We start from the raw sequence: 17,869 nt of genomic DNA, 5'->3' as shown, positions 1-17,869 counted from the left end.
TCGGCTGGAGAAACTGAACGCGCCGAACGGCGACGGGGGCGGTCTAGCGCCGACCGGTCGAGGACGCCACCGGCCTCGCGCCGCGCGGGCGCGAGGCGGATCAGACGGCGGCGTCGTCCGCCAGCGGCGGGGTCTGGAATCCGGCGGCCTCGGCGCGGGCGCGACGCCGCGCGGCGTCGGCCAGCCGCGGGGCCAGTCGTTCGGCCGCGGCCTGCGCCTCCGCGTCGCCGGCGCGCGCGGCGATCAGGTACCAGCGATAGGCCGCCGCCGGATCCGCGGCGACGCCATCGGCGCCGTCCTCATAGAGCTTGGCGAGATTGTATTGGCTGTCGGTCAGACCCGCCTCGGCCGCCCGGGTGAACCAGCGCGCGGCCTCGGCCTGGTCGCGCGGCCCGCCCGTCCCGTCGAACAGGAAGAGCGCAAGGTTGTGCATGGCCCGCGGCTCGCCGCCGCGCGCGGCCCGCTCGGTCCAGGCCCGGGCCCGGGACGGGTCGACGTCGACGCCGGCCTCTCCCGTCTCGAACAGTCGGGCGAGGTGGAACTGGGCCTTCGGGCTGCCGGCCTCGGCGGCCGAGGTCAGGGTCTGGACCGCGTCCTCGTCGCCGGTCTCGAGCGCGGCGGCGGCCTCCTCGTAGAGCGCCTCGGCCTCGGCGGACGTGCTCGAGGGCGCGGGGTTGAGGGCCAGCGCCAGCGGCTGGCCGTCCTCGGCCGGCTCGGCGCCCGGGACGCCGACGTCCTCGATCAGACGATTGTAGCCCCAGACGATCCCGCCGGTGACGGCGACAGCGGTGACCGAGGCGAGCAGCGTCTTGCGGACCGTGGAGCCGTCGCCCTTGGCCTGTTTGTCGAGGCGTTCCTGAAGCTTGGACTTGCCGCCGCGCTTCAGGCCGAAACCCTGGCGGGGAGCGGCCGACGGTTCCGAGGCCGACATGGCGGCGCGGGCGGCGTCCAGCGCCTGCCGGGCGCCGGCCCCGCGCCTGAGCGACCGCGCGTCCACGAATTCGGTTTCGCCGTCGAAGTCGTCCGAGGTCGCCTGGGCGGTCGCCTCCAGCGCATCGGCGACGTCGGCGCCGCCAAATCCCGTGAAGGGAGCCTGGGAGTCGAGGCGCGCGCCGAACACGACCGGTTCCGGTCGCGCCTCCGCGGCGATCGGCCGGCCGAAGCCGCCGACCTGGGGCGTGTCCGGCGCCGGCGGCTCCTGATACGGATCGGTGGAAGGCGCCGCCTCATGGATCGCCGGGGGCTCCGGGAAGGTGTCGACCACCGGGTCCGCCCAGCCGTCGTCGGCGAAGCCTTCCGGGAAGGCCGCGGCGCGCCAGTCCGAGATCGGCTGCGCCGCCGGGGCGGGGTGTGGCGGCGGCTCGGGCGCGAGGGACGGGGCCTCCGAGCGCTGGGCCATCGCCTCCCGCGCCTCGGCCAGCAGCTGAGCCGTCCGTTCCTCGGACAGGCGCATGCGCTCCGCGAGCTCGCCCGACGCCCGGTCGTAGCGCTGCTCCATCTTTTCGGACGAGCGTGAAAGGCGTTCGCCGATCTCCTCCAGCGCCTGGGCCGAGCGGCGCTCCGACTGGGCGATGCGCTCGGCCAGCTGGTCCGAGATGCGGGTGATCTCGCCGCCGAGCTTCTCGATGGCCAGCGCATGCCGGTCGTCGGCGGCGTTGATCCTCTGCTCCAGGCGCGCGGACAGATCCTGGCCCAGCGTCCGCACCTGTTCGGCGCCCGCGCGTTCGACCCGCTCCATCCGGCCGTTGAGGTTGCGGGCGATGTTCAGGACCTCGCGGCCCATGGCCTCCACCGCGCCGGCGCTGCGCGCCTCGGCGGCCTTGGCCTGTTCGCCGATGGCCTGGACCGCCCGCTCGATGCGCTCCAGCCGCCCCTCGTGCTGGGCGGTCTCGAGCCGGCGCAGCATCTCCTCGCGGCTGTCGGCCACCTGACGCGACAGGGTCTCGGCCAGCTTCTCGAAGCGGGCGGCCTCGCGCGCGCCCGCTGGCTCGGTCCGACTCTCGGCGGCGCGCAGCCGTTGATCCAGCTGGCCGAAGGAGGTCTCCAGCGCACGCAGCGCGTCCGACGTCCGGGCCTGCGCCTGATCCAGCCGGGCGCCGAGCTGCGCCAGCTGTTCGCCGCCGAAGCCCTGGGGCGCCTTGGCCTGGGCGTCCTCGACCCGAGCGCGCAGCTCGTTGAAGCCGGTCCGCTGGCGCTCCTCGATGTCGTAGAGCCGCGAGGCGAGCGCGCCCATCGACGCCTCCACCTTCTTGAAGGTGTCGGCGGTCTGGGGCTGCACCTCCTGCTCGATACGGCGCAGGCGCCGGTGACCCTCGCGCAGCTCCTCGCCGATGTCGTCCATGCGCCGCCCGGTCGCCGCCAGCTGGGCGTCCTGGCCGTCCATGCGGCGCACGAGGCCGGAAACGGCCTGGTCCACCCCCTGGATCGCGACGGTGGCGCGACGCTCCGAGGCCTCCAGACGGGCGGCGATCGCCTCGACCGACGCGGCCACCCGCTGAAGTGTGTCGTCCGATCCGGCGTAGGCGTCGTCCAGCCGGCGCGCGCGGCTGCGGCGCTCATAGACGTCCGCCAGGTGCGGGCGGCGGGCCAGGGGGACCACGCCGTCCTCCTCGTCCTCATCGAGGATCATGGTGTTCAGCCACTCGCCCAGCGTCATGCCGGAGCGGCGGGCGAGATCCTTGGCGATCTCACGCGCCTTGGGGTCGATCCCCTTCACGCTCCACGGCGCGGCTGCGCTCACTGATTCGCCTCCCGACCTCTTCCTGAGACGCTAACGGCCCAGATCAGGGGTGTAAACGCGGGGTTAACCCCAATATGTGGTGGGGTCGGTCCGAAGCTGTGGACAGACGGCCCCAGGTCGCCTTTCCTCGCGCCGGCGGGGTTAACGAAGCGTAAATGCTTAACGGGCCCTTACCGGCGCCGTTGCCGGTCGCCCCGGACCCGGCCATCATCGCCGCATGGCCCTGGCGCCCACCATCGTTCTCTTTCTGGCGTCTCTCGCGCTGACCCTTTTCGCCGGGTGGCGGGGCGCCCGGCCGCCGGACCTGCGCCGGGGCGTGCGGATGGTGCCGTGGCGACTCGTGATGGTGCTCTCGGCGGCGGTGACGTTCTTCGCCCTGGTGCATCTCGCCGCACTTGGCGGCCTGCCGACCCGCTGACCGGAACCGGCAGGGCGCCGCACGCGCTTGGATCACGTTCCGACCGTTGAGGAGAGCGTGATGTCCGACACCCTGACCCCCCAGGACGCCGAGCGCGAGTTCTGGAAGCACCTGAAGGAGTCCAACACCGGCATGCTGGGCCTGGATCAGCCGGGCTACCACAGCCAGCCGATGACCGCCTTCCGCGAGGCCGAGACCGGCACGATCTGGTTCTTCACCCGCGACGACACCGATCTGGCGCGCGACGCCGCCATTCCCGACCAGTCGGCGATGTTCACCTACGGCTCCAAGGATCAGGAGGTCTGGGCCTGCATCCGCGGAACGCTGTCGGTGCACGGCCGCGACCGGGAGATCATCGACCGCTACTGGAACCCGGTGCTGGCCGCCTGGTACCCGGAGGGCAAGGACGACCCCCGCCTGACCATCCTGCGCTTCGACGGCGACGACGGCCGCATCTGGGTCTCCAAAGCGGGCCCCGTGAAGTTCGGCTTCGAGGTGCTGAAGGCCAACCTGACCAAGTCGGAGCCCGACGTGGGCGGGGTCGCCGACGTACGGCTGAGCTGACGGGGCCGATTCGGGTTGGGGAGTTGAGGTGGGCGGCGACGCCTGTCACCCTCCGGCCATGCCCGCGCCCCTCTCCACTTCTCCCACGGCGCCGCCGCCGCGCCCGGTGACGGCGGGGCTGTATCTGGTGGCGACGCCGATCGGCAATCTGCGCGACATCACGCTGAGGGCGCTCGACGTGCTGTCGGCCGCGGATCTGGTGCTGGCTGAGGATACCCGCGTCACCGGCAAGCTGCTGTCCGCCTACGGACTGAAGGCGAGGCTGGAGCGCGCCGACGACCACGCCGGCGCCCGGGCGGCCGAGCGGGCGGTGGCGGAGATCGGCGAGGGGCGGGTCGTGGCGCTGGTTTCAGACGCCGGGACGCCTCTGGTGTCGGATCCCGGCTATGTCGTCGCGCGCGCCGTGATCGAGGCAGGGCTTCCCGTTCATCCCATCCCCGGGCCCTCAAGTCTGCTGGCGGCGCTGAGCGTCGCCGGCCTGCCGTCCGACCGTGTGCTGTTCGCGGGTTTCGCGCCGGCCAGGTCCGGCGCGCGTCGCACCTTTCTGGAGAGCTTCGCCGGCGGTCGCGAGACGCTGGTGCTGTTCGAGACCGGGCCCCGTCTTCGGGAGTCCCTCACGGACATGGCGGAGGTGCTGGGCCCCCGCCCGGCGGCGGTCGCGCGGGAGCTGACCAAGCTCTACGAAACCTGCGTGCGCGGCACGCTGGCCGAGCTCGCGGTCCATCCCGCACTGGACGGCCCCAAGGGCGAGATCGTCGTCGTCATCGGGCCGGGCGAGGCGCGGGCCGCCAGCGCGGATGACTTGGACCGCGCGCTGGTCGAGGCGCTGGTCCGCCTGCCGCCCGGCGAGGCCGCCGCCGAGGTGGCGCGCCAGCTGGATCAGCCCCGGAAGGCGCTGTACCGCCGGGCGCTGGAGCTGAAGGCCCGGTGACGCGGCCGGAGCCCCCGCCCGGGCGCCGGACGCGAGGCGGCCGGTCCAGGCGCGAGGGCCGCGCGGCCGAATGGCTGGCCGCCGCCTTCCTGATGGCCAAGGGCTACCGCATCCTCGGTTTCCGCCTGAAGGCGCCGTTCGGCGAGATCGATCTCCTCGCGGCCAAGGGACCTGTGCTGGCGGTGGTGGAGGTCAAGCGGCGCGCCACCCTCGAGGCGGCGCTGACCGCCGTCTCGCCGGAACAGCAAGCGCGCCTCCGTGCGGCGGGGCAGGCCCTGGCCCGGGGCCGACCGTCGCTGTCCGGCCTGGAGCTTCGTCTGGATATGGTGGCGCTGGCTCCCCGTCGGTTTCCGCGCCATGTTCGCGGTCTGACGTCGAGGGAGTGACCATGCGGGGCGGCGCATGACACGCGAGGAGGCCGAGTTCATCCTGGGGGCCGCCGGCGAGGTGGAGGACGAGCGGTTCCCCCTGCTGGAGGCGGCGATCGCCTGCGCCATCCACGACTCGCCCTTTCGCGACGCCGAGCCTGTCCGGGTCGTCGCCGCGGAGGGCGTGCGCCGCCTGCGCGACCGTCTGCGCAACGAACGGTCGGACGACGCCCTGACCGAGACGCTGGCGTCTGACCTCCGTCTGAACGGCGACCTGCTGCGCTTCGACGACCCGGCCAACACCGACGTGATCGACGTGATCGAGCGACGCCGGGGCCTCTCGGCGGCGCTGGCGGTGTTCTACATCCACATCGGGCGCGAGGCGGGCCTGGTGGTCCAGGGCGTGGACTTTCCCGGCCACTTCCTGGTGCGGGTCCAGACCGGCGAGGGGCCGGTGGCCATCGATCCCTTCAGCGAGGGGCGGGTGGTCATGCCCTCCGAGCTGACCCGGCGGGCGCTCCGCGCCGGGCTGACCCCGCACGTGGCGGACCGGCTCGACGTCCTTATGGCTCCCGTGAGCGACCGTCAGACGCTGATCCGAATGCAGAACATCCTCTTCATCCGCGCCATTCAGGCCGGGGAGTTCGAGGCGGCGGAAAGATCCGCGGTCCGGCGCGCCTTGCTGGAACCCCACGATCATCGGCCATGGCTGGACGTCGCCCAGGCCCGCGAGCGGCAAGGCGCGCTCGCCGGGGCTCTGGCGGCGCTCGACCGGGCGCGCGGACTGAACGCCGCGGAGGGGGTGGTCCACACCGCCCACGACCGACTGCGGATGCGCCTGAACTGACGGGCCGCCCTTGCGCCGTGCGACCGCGGTCGCCATTCAACCGGGCGAACGGAGACAGAGCTCATGCTGAAGATCGCGGTCCAGATGGACCCCATCGAGGCGGTCAACGTCGAGTCCGACACCACCTTCATGCTGATGCTGGAGGCGCAAGCGCGGGGCCATCCGCTGTGGGTCTATGACTTCCGCACGCTGGCGCTGGAGGACGGGCGGCTGTCCTGCCGCGCCCGGCCCGTGACCCTGACGCCGGTGCAGGGGTCGCACGTCAGCTTCGGCGACGAGGCGAGGCTGGACCTGGGCGCCGACGTCGACGTGATCCTGATGCGCCAGGATCCGCCCTTCGACATGGCCTATGTCACCGCGACCTATCTGCTGGAGACGGTCCACCCGCGCACCCTGGTGGTGAACGATCCGTCCGAGGTGCGCTCGGCGCCCGAGAAGCTGTTCGCCACCCGCTTCGAGGGGCTGCAGCCGCCGACCCTGATCTCGTCGGACCCCGTCGCGCTCGAGGACTTCCACGCCCGTCACGGCGACGTGGTGCTGAAGCCCCTGCACGGGGCGGCGGGCTCGGGCGTCGTCAGGCTGAAGGCGGGCGATCCGAACCTCGGCGCCCTGATCGAGATCCACGCGGCCGCTTCGCGCGATCCCCTGGTGATCCAGAAGTTCCTGCCGGCGGTGGAGGCGGGCGACAAGCGCATCATCCTGATCGACGGCGAACCGGTGGGGGCGATCAACCGGGTGCCGATGAAGGGGGCGGTGCGATCGAACCTGCGCGTCGGCGGGGTGGCCGAACCGGTGGATCTGACCGCGCGCGACCGCGAGATCTGCGCCGCCATCGGGCCGGAGCTGAAGCGACGGGGTCTGATCTTCGTCGGCATCGACGTCATCGGCGACTGGCTGACCGAGATCAACGTCACAAGCCCCACCGGCGCCCAGCAGCTGAAGCGGTTCAGCGGGATCGATGCGGCGGCGGCGCTCTGGGACAATCTGGAAGCCCGGCACGTTCCGAGCGCGTAACGCCGCTCTTGCAACGCCGATGTGTTCATGCTTCGTTCCAGTCGGAGCGGAGGGCGACATGCTGGCCAGCATCGCGACGGTGGCGTTCGAAGGCGTGGAGGCGCGCCGGGTCGAGGTGCAGGTCCAGCAGATCGGCGCCGGGGGCGAGGGCCAGTTCGGCATCGTCGGCCTGCCGGACAAGGCGGTGGCCGAGAGCCGCGAACGGGTGCGCGGCGCCTTCGCCGGCATCGGCCTGGCCCTGCCGCCGAGGCGGATCATCGCCAACCTCCAGCCCGCCGACCTGCCCAAGGAAGGCAGCCACTTCGACCTGCCGATCGCCCTGGCGCTGCTCGCCTCGATGGGCGTCATCGGACCCGACGCCCTGGACGGCTGGGCCGCGATCGGGGAGCTGGGGCTGGACGGGCGCATCGCGCCGGTGGGCGGCGCCCTGCCCGCCGCCGTGGCGGCCGGCGCCATGGGGCTGGGCCTGATCTGCCCGGAGGCGAACGGACCCGAGGCCGCCTGGGCCGGCGAGGCCCGCGTGCTGGCGCCGCGCTCCCTGATCGGACTGATCAACCACTTCAAGGGGAGCCAGGTGCTGGCAGCGCCCCAGCCGGGGCCGATGCGCGACGGGTCCGCCGTCCCGGACCTGCGCGAGGTGAAGGGCCAGGAGAGCGCCAAGCGGGCGCTGGAGATCGCCGCCGCAGGCGGGCACAACCTGCTCTTCATCGGGCCGCCGGGATCGGGAAAGTCGATGCTGGCCCAGCGGCTGCCGGGGCTCCTGCCGCCCCTGACGCCGGGCGAGCTGCTCGAGACCTCGATGATCTGGTCGGTGGCGGGGCTCATCGAGCGCGGCGCCCTGACCCGGGACCGGCCGTTCCGCGCGCCTCACCATTCCGCCTCCATGGCCGCGCTGACCGGCGGCGGTCATCGGGCCAAGCCCGGCGAGGCGTCGCTGGCCCACAACGGCGTGCTGTTCCTGGACGAGTTGCCGGAGTACGCGCCGCAGGCGCTGGACTCCCTGCGTCAGCCGCTGGAGACGGGCGAGGTGGTGGTGGCCCGCGCCAACGCCCACGTCCGTTATCCCGCCCGCTTCCAGCTGGTGGCGGCGATGAACCCCTGCCGCTGCGGGCTGGGCGGGGCCGGGCGCGGCGCCTGTGGCAAGGCTCCGCGCTGCCAGCGGGACTATCAGAACCGCATCTCCGGCCCCCTGTTCGACCGCATCGACCTGACCGTGGAGACCCCGCCCGTGACCACCGCCGACATGGCCCTGCCGCCGCCGGCGGAGGGCACGGCCGAGGCGGCGGCGCGGGTGGCGGTCGCGCGCGCCATGCAGGCCGAGCGCGGCGTCGCCCATGGCCTGGGCGAGGCGGACAGCCTGAACGCCCGCCTGACTGGTGACGCCCAGGAAAAGATCACCGCGCCGGACGAGGCGGGTCGCGCCCTGCTGATGAAGGCGGGAGAAAGCGGGGCCCTGACCGCGCGCGGCTGGGTCCGCACCCTGCGGCTGGCGCGCACCATCGCCGATCTGGACGGGTCCACCGGGGTGCTGCGACGGCATGTGGCGGAAGCCCTCGTTCATCGACGCACAACGCTGGGCGCCCAGGACGCGTTCGAGCGACAGGCGACGGCGCCCGCGCCGAGCTGGTGAGGCGCAGGGCCGTCGCCGGTCGGGCCTGACCCGGCCCGCGCCCCATTGGCGTCCGATTCCACGGGCATCGGGGAGCTCTGGAGTTCGAGTGCGCCTATGACCGACACCCCCCCTTTCCAGCGACGCCCGATCGTCTGGGGAAAACCCGCCCCCACCACCTTCGTGGCCGGGCCGCTGCCCCCGGTCGCCGCGCCCCCATCGCCCAGGACGCCTCAGCCGGCGGGCCCGATCCCGACACCGCCGCGCGCCTCGTCGACCCCCGCGCGTCCGGCGGCGCCGCCGCGGGGCGGCGTTCTCACCGGATCCCTGATCCCTCAGGCGGCCCGTCCGACTTCGGGGCCGGGGCCGGCCGTTCCGTCGCCGACAAAAGCCGCGCCGCCGCGACCCGCCCCATCGCCAACTGCCCCGTCGCCCGAGCCCCGCCCGCTGCCGCCGATCATCCCGGACGCCGCCGCGGAGGCTCCTGCGCGCCCGCCGCCCGCCCGAACCGTCCCCGAGCCGCTCGCGCCCCCGGTCGTCCCCGCGCCCTCGGCCGCTGCCGCGCGCTCGCGCGGGTTGTGGCGTCGACCCGCCATCGCGGCGACCGCCGTCGTGGCGCTGGCCGGGCTCGGGTTCGGGGTGTGGCGAGTGGCGCAGGGCGATGGAGCGCCCGCGCCCGCGCCGACGACTGTGGCGGCCGACGGCGCGCCGGCCGCGCCGACCACCTCCGAAGCTCCGCGAGCCATGATCATCGGATCCCCGGCGGCGGTCGCCGAGCCGCCGTCCGCCGACGCGCCGGAGGATCGGTCGGCGTCGACGGCTCCGGTGATCGAACCCGAGCCGCGGCAGGCGGCGGCCACGCCCGCGCCGCCCCCGGTGGTCGTTCCGGAAGCGCCGGCCGAGGAGGTCGAGCCGGCGCCGTTGATCGTGCTCGCCCCGCCCGCCGGGCCCCCGCCGACCCCGGCGGAGGCGCCGCCTTCGGATCCGGACGCGCCCATCGCGACGCGGCCGACGCCGCTCGGCTGACCTATTCGGCCGCGCGGTAGGGCAGGTAGCCGCGTTCGACCAGCCGGCGCAGGCCCTCATAGGCCTCGGTCAGCTCGTCGTAGGCCAGGCGAAGCTCCTGCAGCCGGCGCGCCTCGTCCGGGCGGATCGTATGTCCGGTCTCGGTCATGCGCAGCGCCTCGCCCACCCAGCGTGCGCGGGCGGTGGCGGCGGCGACGGCCAGCTTCTGGAAGGACTCGGGATCGGCGTGTCGCACGCCCAGGCCCATGACCTGGGGGATGACCTCCCGGTTCGACAGGAAGGCGGTGTAGTCGATCTGCTCAAGCTGGCCGCGAAGGCGGCGCTGCTCGTGCGGATCCAGGTCCGTGGGCTCGAAATGGTCGCGGCTGCGACGATAGCTGGACGTCACGCTGGTCGACATCACGCAACCCCGTTGAAGGTCGGCGATGAGGTTGCGCTTCGCCGGTTAACGGGCCCTTGCTTCGGCCAGGCGGGCGCGCACGGCGTCGAAGGTGGCCACGACCCGCTCAGGCGGCGCCCGGTCGATCAGGCTGACGCCGACGATGGCCAGAAGGCTGAACAGGAAGCCCGGAACCATCTCATAGACCACCGAGCTCAGGGGCGCGCCGTCTGGCCCGATCGGAGCGTAGATCCAGATCAGCACGGTCGCGGCCCCGACCAGGACGCCGGCGAGCGCGCCGTTCCGCGTCATGCGGCGCCAGGTCAGCGCCAGAAGCACCAGGGGGCCGAACGCGGCGCCGAAGCCGGCCCAGGCGTTGGCGACCAGGCCCAGCACATTGCTCTCGGGGTCCCAGGCGAGGACGACGGCGACCAGCGCGACCAGCAGCACCGCCAGTCGACCGACCGCGACGAGCTCCTTCTGGCTCGCGCCCTTGCGGATGAACAGGGCGTAGGCGTCCTCCACCAACGAACTGGAGGAGACCAGCAGCTGGGACGAGATGGTGCTCATGATCGCCGCGAGGATCGCCGCGAGAAGGAAGCCGGTGACCAGCGGATCGAACAGCACGTCCGACAGCAGGATGAAGATCGTCTCGGGGTCCGACACCTCAAGCCCGTTGGCGGCGGCGTAGGCCACGCCGGTCAGGCCCACGGCCATGGCGCCCACCAGCGTCACGCCCATCCAGCCCATGCCGATCGCCGTCGCCGTCGGTATGTCGCGCACCGAGCGGATGGCCATGAACCGCACCAGAATATGCGGCTGGCCGAAGTAGCCCAGCCCCCAGGCGAGCAACGAGATCAGCCCCATGAAGGAGGCGTCCCGGAACAGGTTCAGCATCTCCGGGTCCTTGGCGATCAGCGCCGCCTCGACCCCCGCCGCACCGCCCGAGCTGTTGATCGCCGCGAAGGGAATAATGATGAGGGCCAGGAACATGATCGCGCCCTGGACGAAATCCGTCAGGCTGACCGCCAGGAAGCCCCCGAACACCACATAGGCGAGCACGGCCCCCGCCGTGACCCACAGGCCCCAGACGTAGTCGACGCCGAAGGCGCTGTCGAAGAGCTTGCCGCCCGCCACCAGCCCGGCGGAGGTGTAGAGGGTGAAGAACACCACGATGACCAGCGCCGACAGCACCCGCAGCAGGCGCGAGCGGTCGTCGAACCGCTTCTCCAGAAAGTCCGGGATGGTGATGGCGTCGTCGGCCATCTCGGTGTGCAGCCGCAGGCGCGGGGCGACGACGAGGTAGTTGGCGAGCGCCCCGAAGAACAGCCCGACCGCGATCCAGCCGGCCGACAGGCCCGAGGCGAAGGCCGCGCCGGGCAGCCCCAGCATGATCCAGCCGCTCATGTCCGAGGCGCCGGCCGACAGCGCCGTGACCGCCGGGCCGATCTTGCGCCCGCCCAGCATGTAGCCCGACACGTCGCCGGTGGAGGCGCGCCAGGCGTAGACGCCGATGCCCAGCATCAGGGCGAAATAGATCGAGATGGAGATGAGAACGCCGGTGTCCATGCCCTTGGGGTAGCAAGCCAGACCGCGCCGGACCACCCCGCTCCGGGTTGGCCCCTCCGCGACGATGGGCCATAGGAGGCGCCGATGACGGAGGAAGCGATGGGCGCGTTCAGAACGCCGACGCGACAGGATTGGGAAGCCGCCGCCGGGAAGGCGCTGAAGGACCGGCCGCTGGAGAGCCTGACCCGGGCCGACCGCGACGGGCTGGCGGTGCGGCCGCTCTATGCCGAAGGCGATGGGGTCGAGCCCGTCTTCGCGCCGCGCGCTTTCGACGCCGACGGACGCGCCTGGGACCTGCGCACGCTGATCGAGACCGACAGTCCATCCGAGGCCAACGCGATCGTCCTGGCCGACCTGAACGGGGGCGCGGCCTCGGTGGTGCTGAGAGGCGAGATCCTGGCCGACCCTGACCCTCTGGGGGTGGCGCTGACGGACGTGGCGATGGAGCTGGCGCCGGTCGGGCTGGACGCCGGCATCGACGGGCCGGAGGCGGCCAACGCCCTGGCGGTCGCGGCCAAGGGCGCGCCGCGCGCGAAGCTGATGTTCCACATGGACCCGCTGTCCGCCTCCGCCGAGGCGGGCGGCGCGCCCCGCCCGATCGCGGAGCACCTGACGCTGGCGGCCAACACCGCGGCGCGGCATGCGGGCGCCTATCCGGAGGCGACGTTCTTCCTGGCTTCAGGCCGCGTCGTACACGAAGCGGGCGGCACGGCGGCGCAGGAGCTGGGCTTCGCCGTCGCGTCGGCGCTGGCGTTCTTGAAGGCGGGCGTCGAGGCGGGGCTGAGCCTGGAGCGGGCCGCGCGAGGGACCTGGCTGGGCGTGTCGGTCGACGCGGAATACTTCGACGCCCTGGCCAAGGTGCGGGCGCTGCGGCTGATCTGGGGGGGACTGACGGCGCCGCTGGGGCTGGACGTTCCGGCGAAGATCGAGGCGCGCTCGTCGCGCCGGATGCTGAGCCGCCGGGATCCCTGGCCGAACCTGCTGCGGCTGACGGCGGCGGGCTTCGCCGGGGCCGTGGGCGGGGCCGAGGCCGTGGTGCTGGACGGCTTCACCCGCGCGGGCGGCCTGCCCGACGCCTTCGCCCGGCGACAGGCGCGGAACACCCAGCTGGTGCTGATGGAGGAGGCGCATCTGGGCCGCGTGGACGATCCCGCGGCCGGCGCCTGGTTCCTCGACGCCCGCACCCGTGATCTCGCCCGGGCCGGCTGGGCCGAGTTCCAGCGGATCGAGGGCGAGGGCGGCCTGATCGCCAGCCTGACGTCGGGCGCCTTCCAGGCCAGGGTCGCCGAGGCCCGCGCCGCGCTTCAGGCCGACTACGCCGAAGGGCGCGCCCACCTGGTCGGGGTGACGAAGTTCGTGGACGCCGAACCGCGCGCCGCGACCGCGACGCCCGTCCCCGCCCGGGCCGCTTCGCTCGGCCAGATCGAGGCGTTGACGCCGCTCGCCCTGGTCGCCGATCTGGAGGCCGCCCGATGAGGTTCCCCGACTACGCCGCCCTGCCGCTGAATGCGGGCTCGATCGCGGCCGGGCCCGCTCGCCCGCCCTGGTCCACGCCGGAGGGGGTCGAGGTCGCCTCGGCCTATGGTCCGGACGCGCTAGAGGGGCTGGATTTCATCCACGGCCTGCCCGGCATCGCCCCCTACCTGCGCGGCCCCTATCCGACCATGTACGCGGGCGCGCCCTGGACGATCCGCCAGTACGCGGGCTTCTCCACGGCGGAGGAGTCCAACGCCTTCTATCGGCGAAACCTCGCCGCCGGTCAGAAGGGGCTCTCGATCGCCTTCGATCTGGCCACGCACCGGGGCTACGATTCCGACCACCCTCGCGTCGCCGGCGACGTGGGCATGGCGGGGGTGGCCATCGACTCCATCTACGACATGCGCACCCTGTTCGACGACATTCCGCTCGACCAGATGAGCGTGTCCATGACCATGAACGGGGCGGTGCTGCCGGTGCTCGCCCTCTATGTCGTCGCGGCCGAGGAGCAGGGCGTGCCGCACGCGGCCCTGACCGGGACCATCCAGAACGACATCCTCAAGGAGTTCATGGTCAGGAACACCTACATCTATCCGCCGGCGCCCTCGATGCGGATCATCGCCGACATCTTCGCCTGGACCGCGAAGGAGACGCCGCGCTTCAACTCTATCTCGATCAGCGGCTACCACATGCAGGAGGCCGGGGCCTCGGCGGACCTGGAGCTGGCCTACACCCTGTCCGACGGCATCGAATACATCCGCGCGGGGGCGGCGTCGGGGCTGGACGTGGACGCCTTCGCGCCGCGCCTGTCGTTCTTCTGGGCCATCGGCATGAACTACTTCATGGAGGTGGCCAAGCTGCGCGCCGGCCGCCTGCTGTGGGCCGAGGCGGTGGCGCGGGAGTTCGCGCCGAAGGACCCCCGGTCCCTGTCGTTGCGCGCGCACTGCCAGACCTCCGGCTGGTCGCTGGCGGCGCAGGACGTGTTCAACAACGTGAGCCGCACCATGGTCGAGGCCATGGCGGCGGCGGGCGGCCAGACACAGAGCCTGCACACCAACTCGCTTGACGAGGCGCTGGCCCTGCCGACGGACTTCTCGGCCCGGATCGCCCGCAACACCCAACTGCTGCTGCAGTTTGAGACCGGGCTGACCCGCGTCATCGACCCTTGGGGCGGCAGCTTCTACGTCGAGCGTCTGACCCACGAGTTGGCCGAGCGGGCCCGCGCGCACATGGCCGAGGTCCAGGCCTTGGGCGGCATGGCCAGGGCCATCGAGGCGGGCGTGCCCAAGCTGAGGATCGAGGAGGCGGCCGCCAGGACCCAGGCGCGCATCGACACTGGCCAGCAGACGGTGGTGGGGGTGAACCGCTACCTGTCGGATCAGGTCGACGACATCCCGGTCCTGAAGGTCGACAACGCCGAGGTGCGGGCGCGCCAGATCGAGAAGCTGAAGCGGCTCCGCGCCGAACGGGACGAGACGGCGACGCAAGCCGCGCTGCATGCCCTGACCGAGGGCGCGCGGGGGACCGCCAATCTGCTTGAGCTGTCGGTCCGGGCGGCGCGGGCCAAGGCGACGGTGGGGGAGATCTCGGACGCGCTCGAGGCGGCGTTCGGGAGGCATGTGGCCGAGGTCAAGACCGTCTCGGGCGTCTATGGCCGCGAGGCGGGCGCGGACGCCCGTGTCAGCCGCGCGCGCGAGATGGTGGCGGCCTTCGTCGAGAATGACGGCGGCCCGCCCAGGATCCTGATCGCCAAGCTCGGCCAGGACGGGCATGACCGGGGCCAGAAGGTGGTGGCGACCGCCTATGGCGACCTCGGCATGGACGCGGTCGCCGGGCCGCTGTTCCAGACGCCGGAGGAGGCCGCGCGCCAGGCGGTGGCGGAAGGCGCCCATGTGGTCGGCGCCTCGTCTCTGGCGGCCGGGCACCTGACGCTCGCGCCGCAGCTGATCGCGGAGTTGAAGAAGCTGGGTCGCGAGGACATCATGGTGGTGGTCGGCGGCGTGATCCCGCCCGCCGACATCCAGCCGCTGCTCGACGCTGGCGTCGCCGCCGTCTATCCGCCGGGGTCGGTCGTGGCCGAGACGGCCATCGACCTCATCGAGAAGCTGAACCGGCGCCTGGGCTACGCCCAGAAGGGCTAGACCGAAATCGGTTCAGTTGGACGCAGTCCAACTGGGTTCAGATTTCGGTCCAGTTTTGAGTGAGAGCCTGATTCACGACGCAAGCGGAATCGCGAAGCGATTCCGCTTAAGCCGATCAGGCTCTAGGGTCGCGCCCGGTCAGGGAGGGCCGCCACCTGTTCGGGCGTGAGTCGTTCCGCGACCCGAACGTAGCAAGGGCCGGAGAAGGTCGGAGAGGGGCGCCGGATCACCACCTGGGCGTCGTCGCTCTGGCACAGGCGATCCGAGCCGCCGAACCGGGGCCTGACCTCGATGGCGATGGCGCTGCCCAGGTCCGGGCAGGAGCCGATGGCGTCCAGTTCGAACACCGCGTCGCGCGCCACCTTGACATACAGAGTGCGGTCCTGATCGCTGCGGAAGTTCCGGATCTGTTGCGGACAGAAGCAGGTGGTCATCGGCGGACCGTCGGCCATGGCCTGCGGCGACGGTCCTCCGGTTGGCGCGCAGGCGCCCAGGAGCCCGGACGCCGTCAGAACGCTGAGGGTGAGCGTACGCATGGGAAGGCCTTTCGCTGCGAGGGCTGACTTATGGCCTTTTCGTGGCTGAACCTGAGATGAACGTTTCGCTCCGTCGGTTCGGCCGCTCGGGATCCACGAGCGCGGCGAACCCGGACGGCAGGGGCGAGGGGGCCCCGATGATGCGGGCCGCGAGGTGCTCGCCGAGCAGGGGCGCCGCGGTGAATCCCCGCGACCCCAGACCTCCCAGCACGAAGACCCCGGCCCGGCCCGGAACCGCTCCCGCGAGCGGCAGGCGGTCCGAGGTCGTGGCGCGAACGGCGGCGCGGCGCCCGGCGGGCCACTCCGGGATATGCAGCGCCAGACCGGGCAGACGGGCGCGCAAGGTCGCCAGGTTGCGGGCGCTGGCCGCGTCCGAGACCGTCGGCTCCGCGACGCCGCGGTCATGGGTGGCGCCCCAGAGCAGGCCGCCGCCGGTGGGAACCGCATAGCCGCCCCACGCGACCGCGACGGGCGCCGAAACGCCCTCGACCCAGTCCGCCTGTCCCGCCACCGGCGACAGCCCCAGCTGGGGAAGGAGGTCGGCGACGCCCCACCCGGCGGTCATGACCACCGCGTCGGTGAGGATGGGCGACGCGTCGGCGCAGACCACACGCCAGCCTTCGTCGTGCGGCTCCAGCCCGACCACCGCGCGGCGCGCGACCTCCACGTCTCGCAGCCAGGCCTGGCGGATCGCCGAGGGCCGCACCGCCATGGCCCCTTCCATCCAGAGCCCGCTCGCGTCGAGCGCCTCTTCGACACGGCGCGACGTCTCGCGGGCGTCGAGGGGCCGCATCGCGCCGTCCCAGTGGGCCTGGGCCGCCACCCTGACGAACCGGGCGGCGTCGCGGTCGATGGAGGCCAGTTGCAGCACGCCTTCGCGGATCACCGCGTCGGGGATCGCGCGATAGAGGCGGCCGGCGCGCTCGAGCGCCTGGGCGTAGAGACCGGCGATGCGCGCATCGCCCGCGTCGAGCCGGGGGGTGACGAGGGCCGCCGGGAAGCCGGACGCGCCGGAACCCGGGGCCTGCGCGTCGATGATCAGCGGGGTGCGGCCCGCGTCGCTCAGGGCCCTGGCGACGGACTGGCCGGCGATCCCCGCGCCGATCACCACGATCCGCTCCGGGGGCCTGGACAGCGGGCCCGGCGGGGCGACCGCCTCGAGCCGCTCGCGCTTGCGGCCGTGTCCCGGGCGCTTGTCGACCTGGAAGCCCCGCGCCTGAAGGCCGCGACGGACGGCGCCGGCGACGGTGAAGGTGCCCAGCCGGGCGCCGGGCGCGGATCGCGCCGCCACCGCGTCGAGCACGGCGTCCGACCACATGGCGGGATTGGCGGAGGGGGCGAAGCCGTCGAGGAACCAGGCGTCGGCCGGTCCCGACCATTGCCGCAGCGCCCAGGCGGCGTCGCCGACGGCCAGATCTAGGGTCACGCGAAGGTCCGGCATATCCACGCGATGAAAGCCTGGCGTGGACGCCGGCCAGGCGTCCAGCAGGCGCCGCGTCGATGCGGCGATCTCGGGCCATGCCGCGAGCGCCCGGGCCGCGGCGTGGCGCGACAGGGGGTGCGCCTCGACCGAGAAGACGTGCAACCGCCCCCCTGCGGGGCCGGCTCGCGACCACAGATCAAGGAGGGCGGCGATGTTCAGGCCGGTGCCGAAGCCGAGCTCGGCCACGACGAACCGGTCGCGGCCCGCCCAGGCCTGCGGCAGGCCGCATCCCGCCAGGAAGACGGCCCGACTCTCCGCCAGTCCGTCCTCGCGCGAGAAGTAGACGTCGCCGAAACGGCGCGAGACCGGCGCGCCCTCGGGCGTCCAGTCCAGATCGGCGGGGTCGCTCATGGCCGCCTCTTGCCCTCGATCCCGCGCACGAAAAAGGGGGCCGTCCGAAGACGACCCCCTTCCGCTGCGATCCCGAAGGACCGCGGATCGCGAAAAGCGATTACTCGGCGGCCGGAGCGGCCGGCGCCATGGCGCCTTCAGCGGCCGGAGCGGCTTCCGGAGCCATCGCGCCTTCGGCGGCGGCGGCGGCTTCGCCGGCGGCGGCGGCGGCGTCGGTGGCGGCGTCTTCGGCGGTGGCGGCGGCGTCAGCGGCCGTGTCGGCGGCGGCTTCGGCTTCGGCGGCCGGGGCTTCTTCGGCGGCCGGCTGGCAGGCGGCGACGGCCAGGGCGGCCGAGGCGGCGATCAGAGCGACGATGCGCATGGGTGTATCCTTCAGAAGGGTGAGCGAGGTCATGAATCCCCGCACCCCTCTGATAA

Annotated in this window: 16 protein-coding genes; 10 read left to right on the top strand and 6 right to left on the bottom strand. The window is 72.9% G+C overall.

The window, feature by feature from the left end; all coding sequences use genetic code 11:
• Positions 1-100 precede the first annotated feature (100 nt).
• Entirely contained in the window at positions 101-2,740 is a 2,640-nt protein-coding gene (locus tag ACFFGE_RS12715; RefSeq protein ID WP_376836804.1) for an SEL1-like repeat protein, read from the bottom strand.
• A 217-nt stretch (positions 2,741-2,957) separates the two neighbouring features.
• On the opposite strand from ACFFGE_RS12715, the gene ACFFGE_RS12710 reads away from it, so the two are divergent.
• From ACFFGE_RS12710 to ACFFGE_RS12675, 8 genes are all read left to right on the top strand, one after another.
• Positions 2,958-3,158 (top strand): hypothetical protein, encoded by a 201-nt coding sequence (locus ACFFGE_RS12710; RefSeq protein ID WP_376836803.1) that lies wholly within the window; start codon positions 2,958-2,960, stop codon positions 3,156-3,158.
• 60 nt (positions 3,159-3,218) lie between these two features.
• Positions 3,219-3,722 carry a pyridoxamine 5'-phosphate oxidase family protein gene (locus tag ACFFGE_RS12705; RefSeq protein ID WP_376836802.1) on the top strand — a complete coding sequence of 168 codons (504 nt, stop codon included), beginning with the start codon at positions 3,219-3,221 and terminating at the stop codon, positions 3,720-3,722.
• Between the two features lie 58 nt (positions 3,723-3,780).
• Positions 3,781-4,653 carry a 16S rRNA (cytidine(1402)-2'-O)-methyltransferase gene (gene rsmI / locus ACFFGE_RS12700; protein ID WP_376836852.1) on the top strand — a complete coding sequence of 291 codons (873 nt, stop codon included), beginning with the start codon at positions 3,781-3,783 and terminating at the stop codon, positions 4,651-4,653.
• Positions 4,650-5,039 carry a YraN family protein gene (locus ACFFGE_RS12695; protein ID WP_376836800.1) on the top strand — a complete coding sequence of 130 codons (390 nt, stop codon included), beginning with the start codon at positions 4,650-4,652 and terminating at the stop codon, positions 5,037-5,039. Before rsmI ends, ACFFGE_RS12695 begins: the two co-directional genes overlap by 4 nt.
• Positions 5,040-5,055: 16 nt before the next feature.
• Positions 5,056-5,868 (top strand): transglutaminase family protein, encoded by an 813-nt coding sequence (locus ACFFGE_RS12690; RefSeq protein ID WP_376836799.1) that lies wholly within the window; start codon positions 5,056-5,058, stop codon positions 5,866-5,868.
• 63 nt (positions 5,869-5,931) lie between these two features.
• Complete coding sequence (gshB, locus tag ACFFGE_RS12685) at positions 5,932-6,882, top strand: glutathione synthase (protein WP_376836798.1); 951 nt, start codon at positions 5,932-5,934, stop codon at positions 6,880-6,882.
• Positions 6,883-6,940: 58 nt separating this feature from the next.
• A complete protein-coding gene (locus ACFFGE_RS12680; protein WP_376836797.1) occupies positions 6,941-8,512 on the top strand; it encodes a YifB family Mg chelatase-like AAA ATPase in 1,572 nt (523 codons plus the stop codon).
• A gap of 555 nt (positions 8,513-9,067) precedes the next feature.
• Complete coding sequence (locus tag ACFFGE_RS12675; RefSeq protein ID WP_376836796.1) at positions 9,068-9,517, top strand: hypothetical protein; 450 nt, start codon at positions 9,068-9,070, stop codon at positions 9,515-9,517.
• Between the two features lies 1 nt (position 9,518).
• Here ACFFGE_RS12675 and ACFFGE_RS12670 read toward each other — a convergent pair whose 3' ends face one another.
• Complete coding sequence (locus ACFFGE_RS12670; RefSeq protein WP_376836793.1) at positions 9,519-9,917, bottom strand: hypothetical protein; 399 nt, start codon at positions 9,915-9,917, stop codon at positions 9,519-9,521.
• Positions 9,918-9,962: 45 nt separating this feature from the next.
• Entirely contained in the window at positions 9,963-11,501 is a 1,539-nt protein-coding gene (putP, locus tag ACFFGE_RS12665) for a sodium/proline symporter PutP (protein ID WP_376836791.1), read from the bottom strand.
• Positions 11,502-11,549: 48 nt separating this feature from the next.
• On the opposite strand from putP, the gene ACFFGE_RS12660 reads away from it, so the two are divergent.
• Positions 11,550-12,941, top strand: coding sequence for a methylmalonyl-CoA mutase family protein (locus tag ACFFGE_RS12660; RefSeq protein WP_376836789.1), 1,392 nt, complete (start codon positions 11,550-11,552; stop codon positions 12,939-12,941).
• Positions 12,938-15,082 carry a methylmalonyl-CoA mutase gene (scpA, locus tag ACFFGE_RS12655; protein ID WP_376836788.1) on the top strand — a complete coding sequence of 715 codons (2,145 nt, stop codon included), beginning with the start codon at positions 12,938-12,940 and terminating at the stop codon, positions 15,080-15,082. The genes ACFFGE_RS12660 and scpA overlap by 4 nt, the downstream gene beginning before the upstream one ends.
• 122 nt (positions 15,083-15,204) lie before the next feature.
• Here scpA and ACFFGE_RS12650 read toward each other — a convergent pair whose 3' ends face one another.
• The 3 genes from ACFFGE_RS12650 to ACFFGE_RS12640 all read right to left on the bottom strand — a co-directional run bounded on the left by ACFFGE_RS12650 (position 15,205) and on the right by ACFFGE_RS12640 (position 17,813).
• Complete coding sequence (locus ACFFGE_RS12650; protein WP_376836787.1) at positions 15,205-15,618, bottom strand: DUF6491 family protein; 414 nt, start codon at positions 15,616-15,618, stop codon at positions 15,205-15,207.
• 28 nt (positions 15,619-15,646) lie between these two features.
• Positions 15,647-17,452, bottom strand: coding sequence for a tRNA (5-methylaminomethyl-2-thiouridine)(34)-methyltransferase MnmC2 (gene mnmC2, locus ACFFGE_RS12645; protein ID WP_376836786.1), 1,806 nt, complete (start codon positions 17,450-17,452; stop codon positions 15,647-15,649).
• Positions 17,453-17,552: 100 nt separating this feature from the next.
• A complete protein-coding gene (locus tag ACFFGE_RS12640; RefSeq protein ID WP_376836785.1) occupies positions 17,553-17,813 on the bottom strand; it encodes a hypothetical protein in 261 nt (86 codons plus the stop codon).
• Positions 17,814-17,869 lie beyond the last annotated feature (56 nt).

Source organism: Brevundimonas balnearis (assembly GCF_042434805.1).
Classification (GTDB): Bacteria; Pseudomonadota; Alphaproteobacteria; order Caulobacterales; family Caulobacteraceae; genus Brevundimonas; species Brevundimonas balnearis.
The sequence above is the reverse complement of the archived record's forward strand: the minus strand, read 5'-3'. Positions and strand labels throughout refer to the sequence as shown.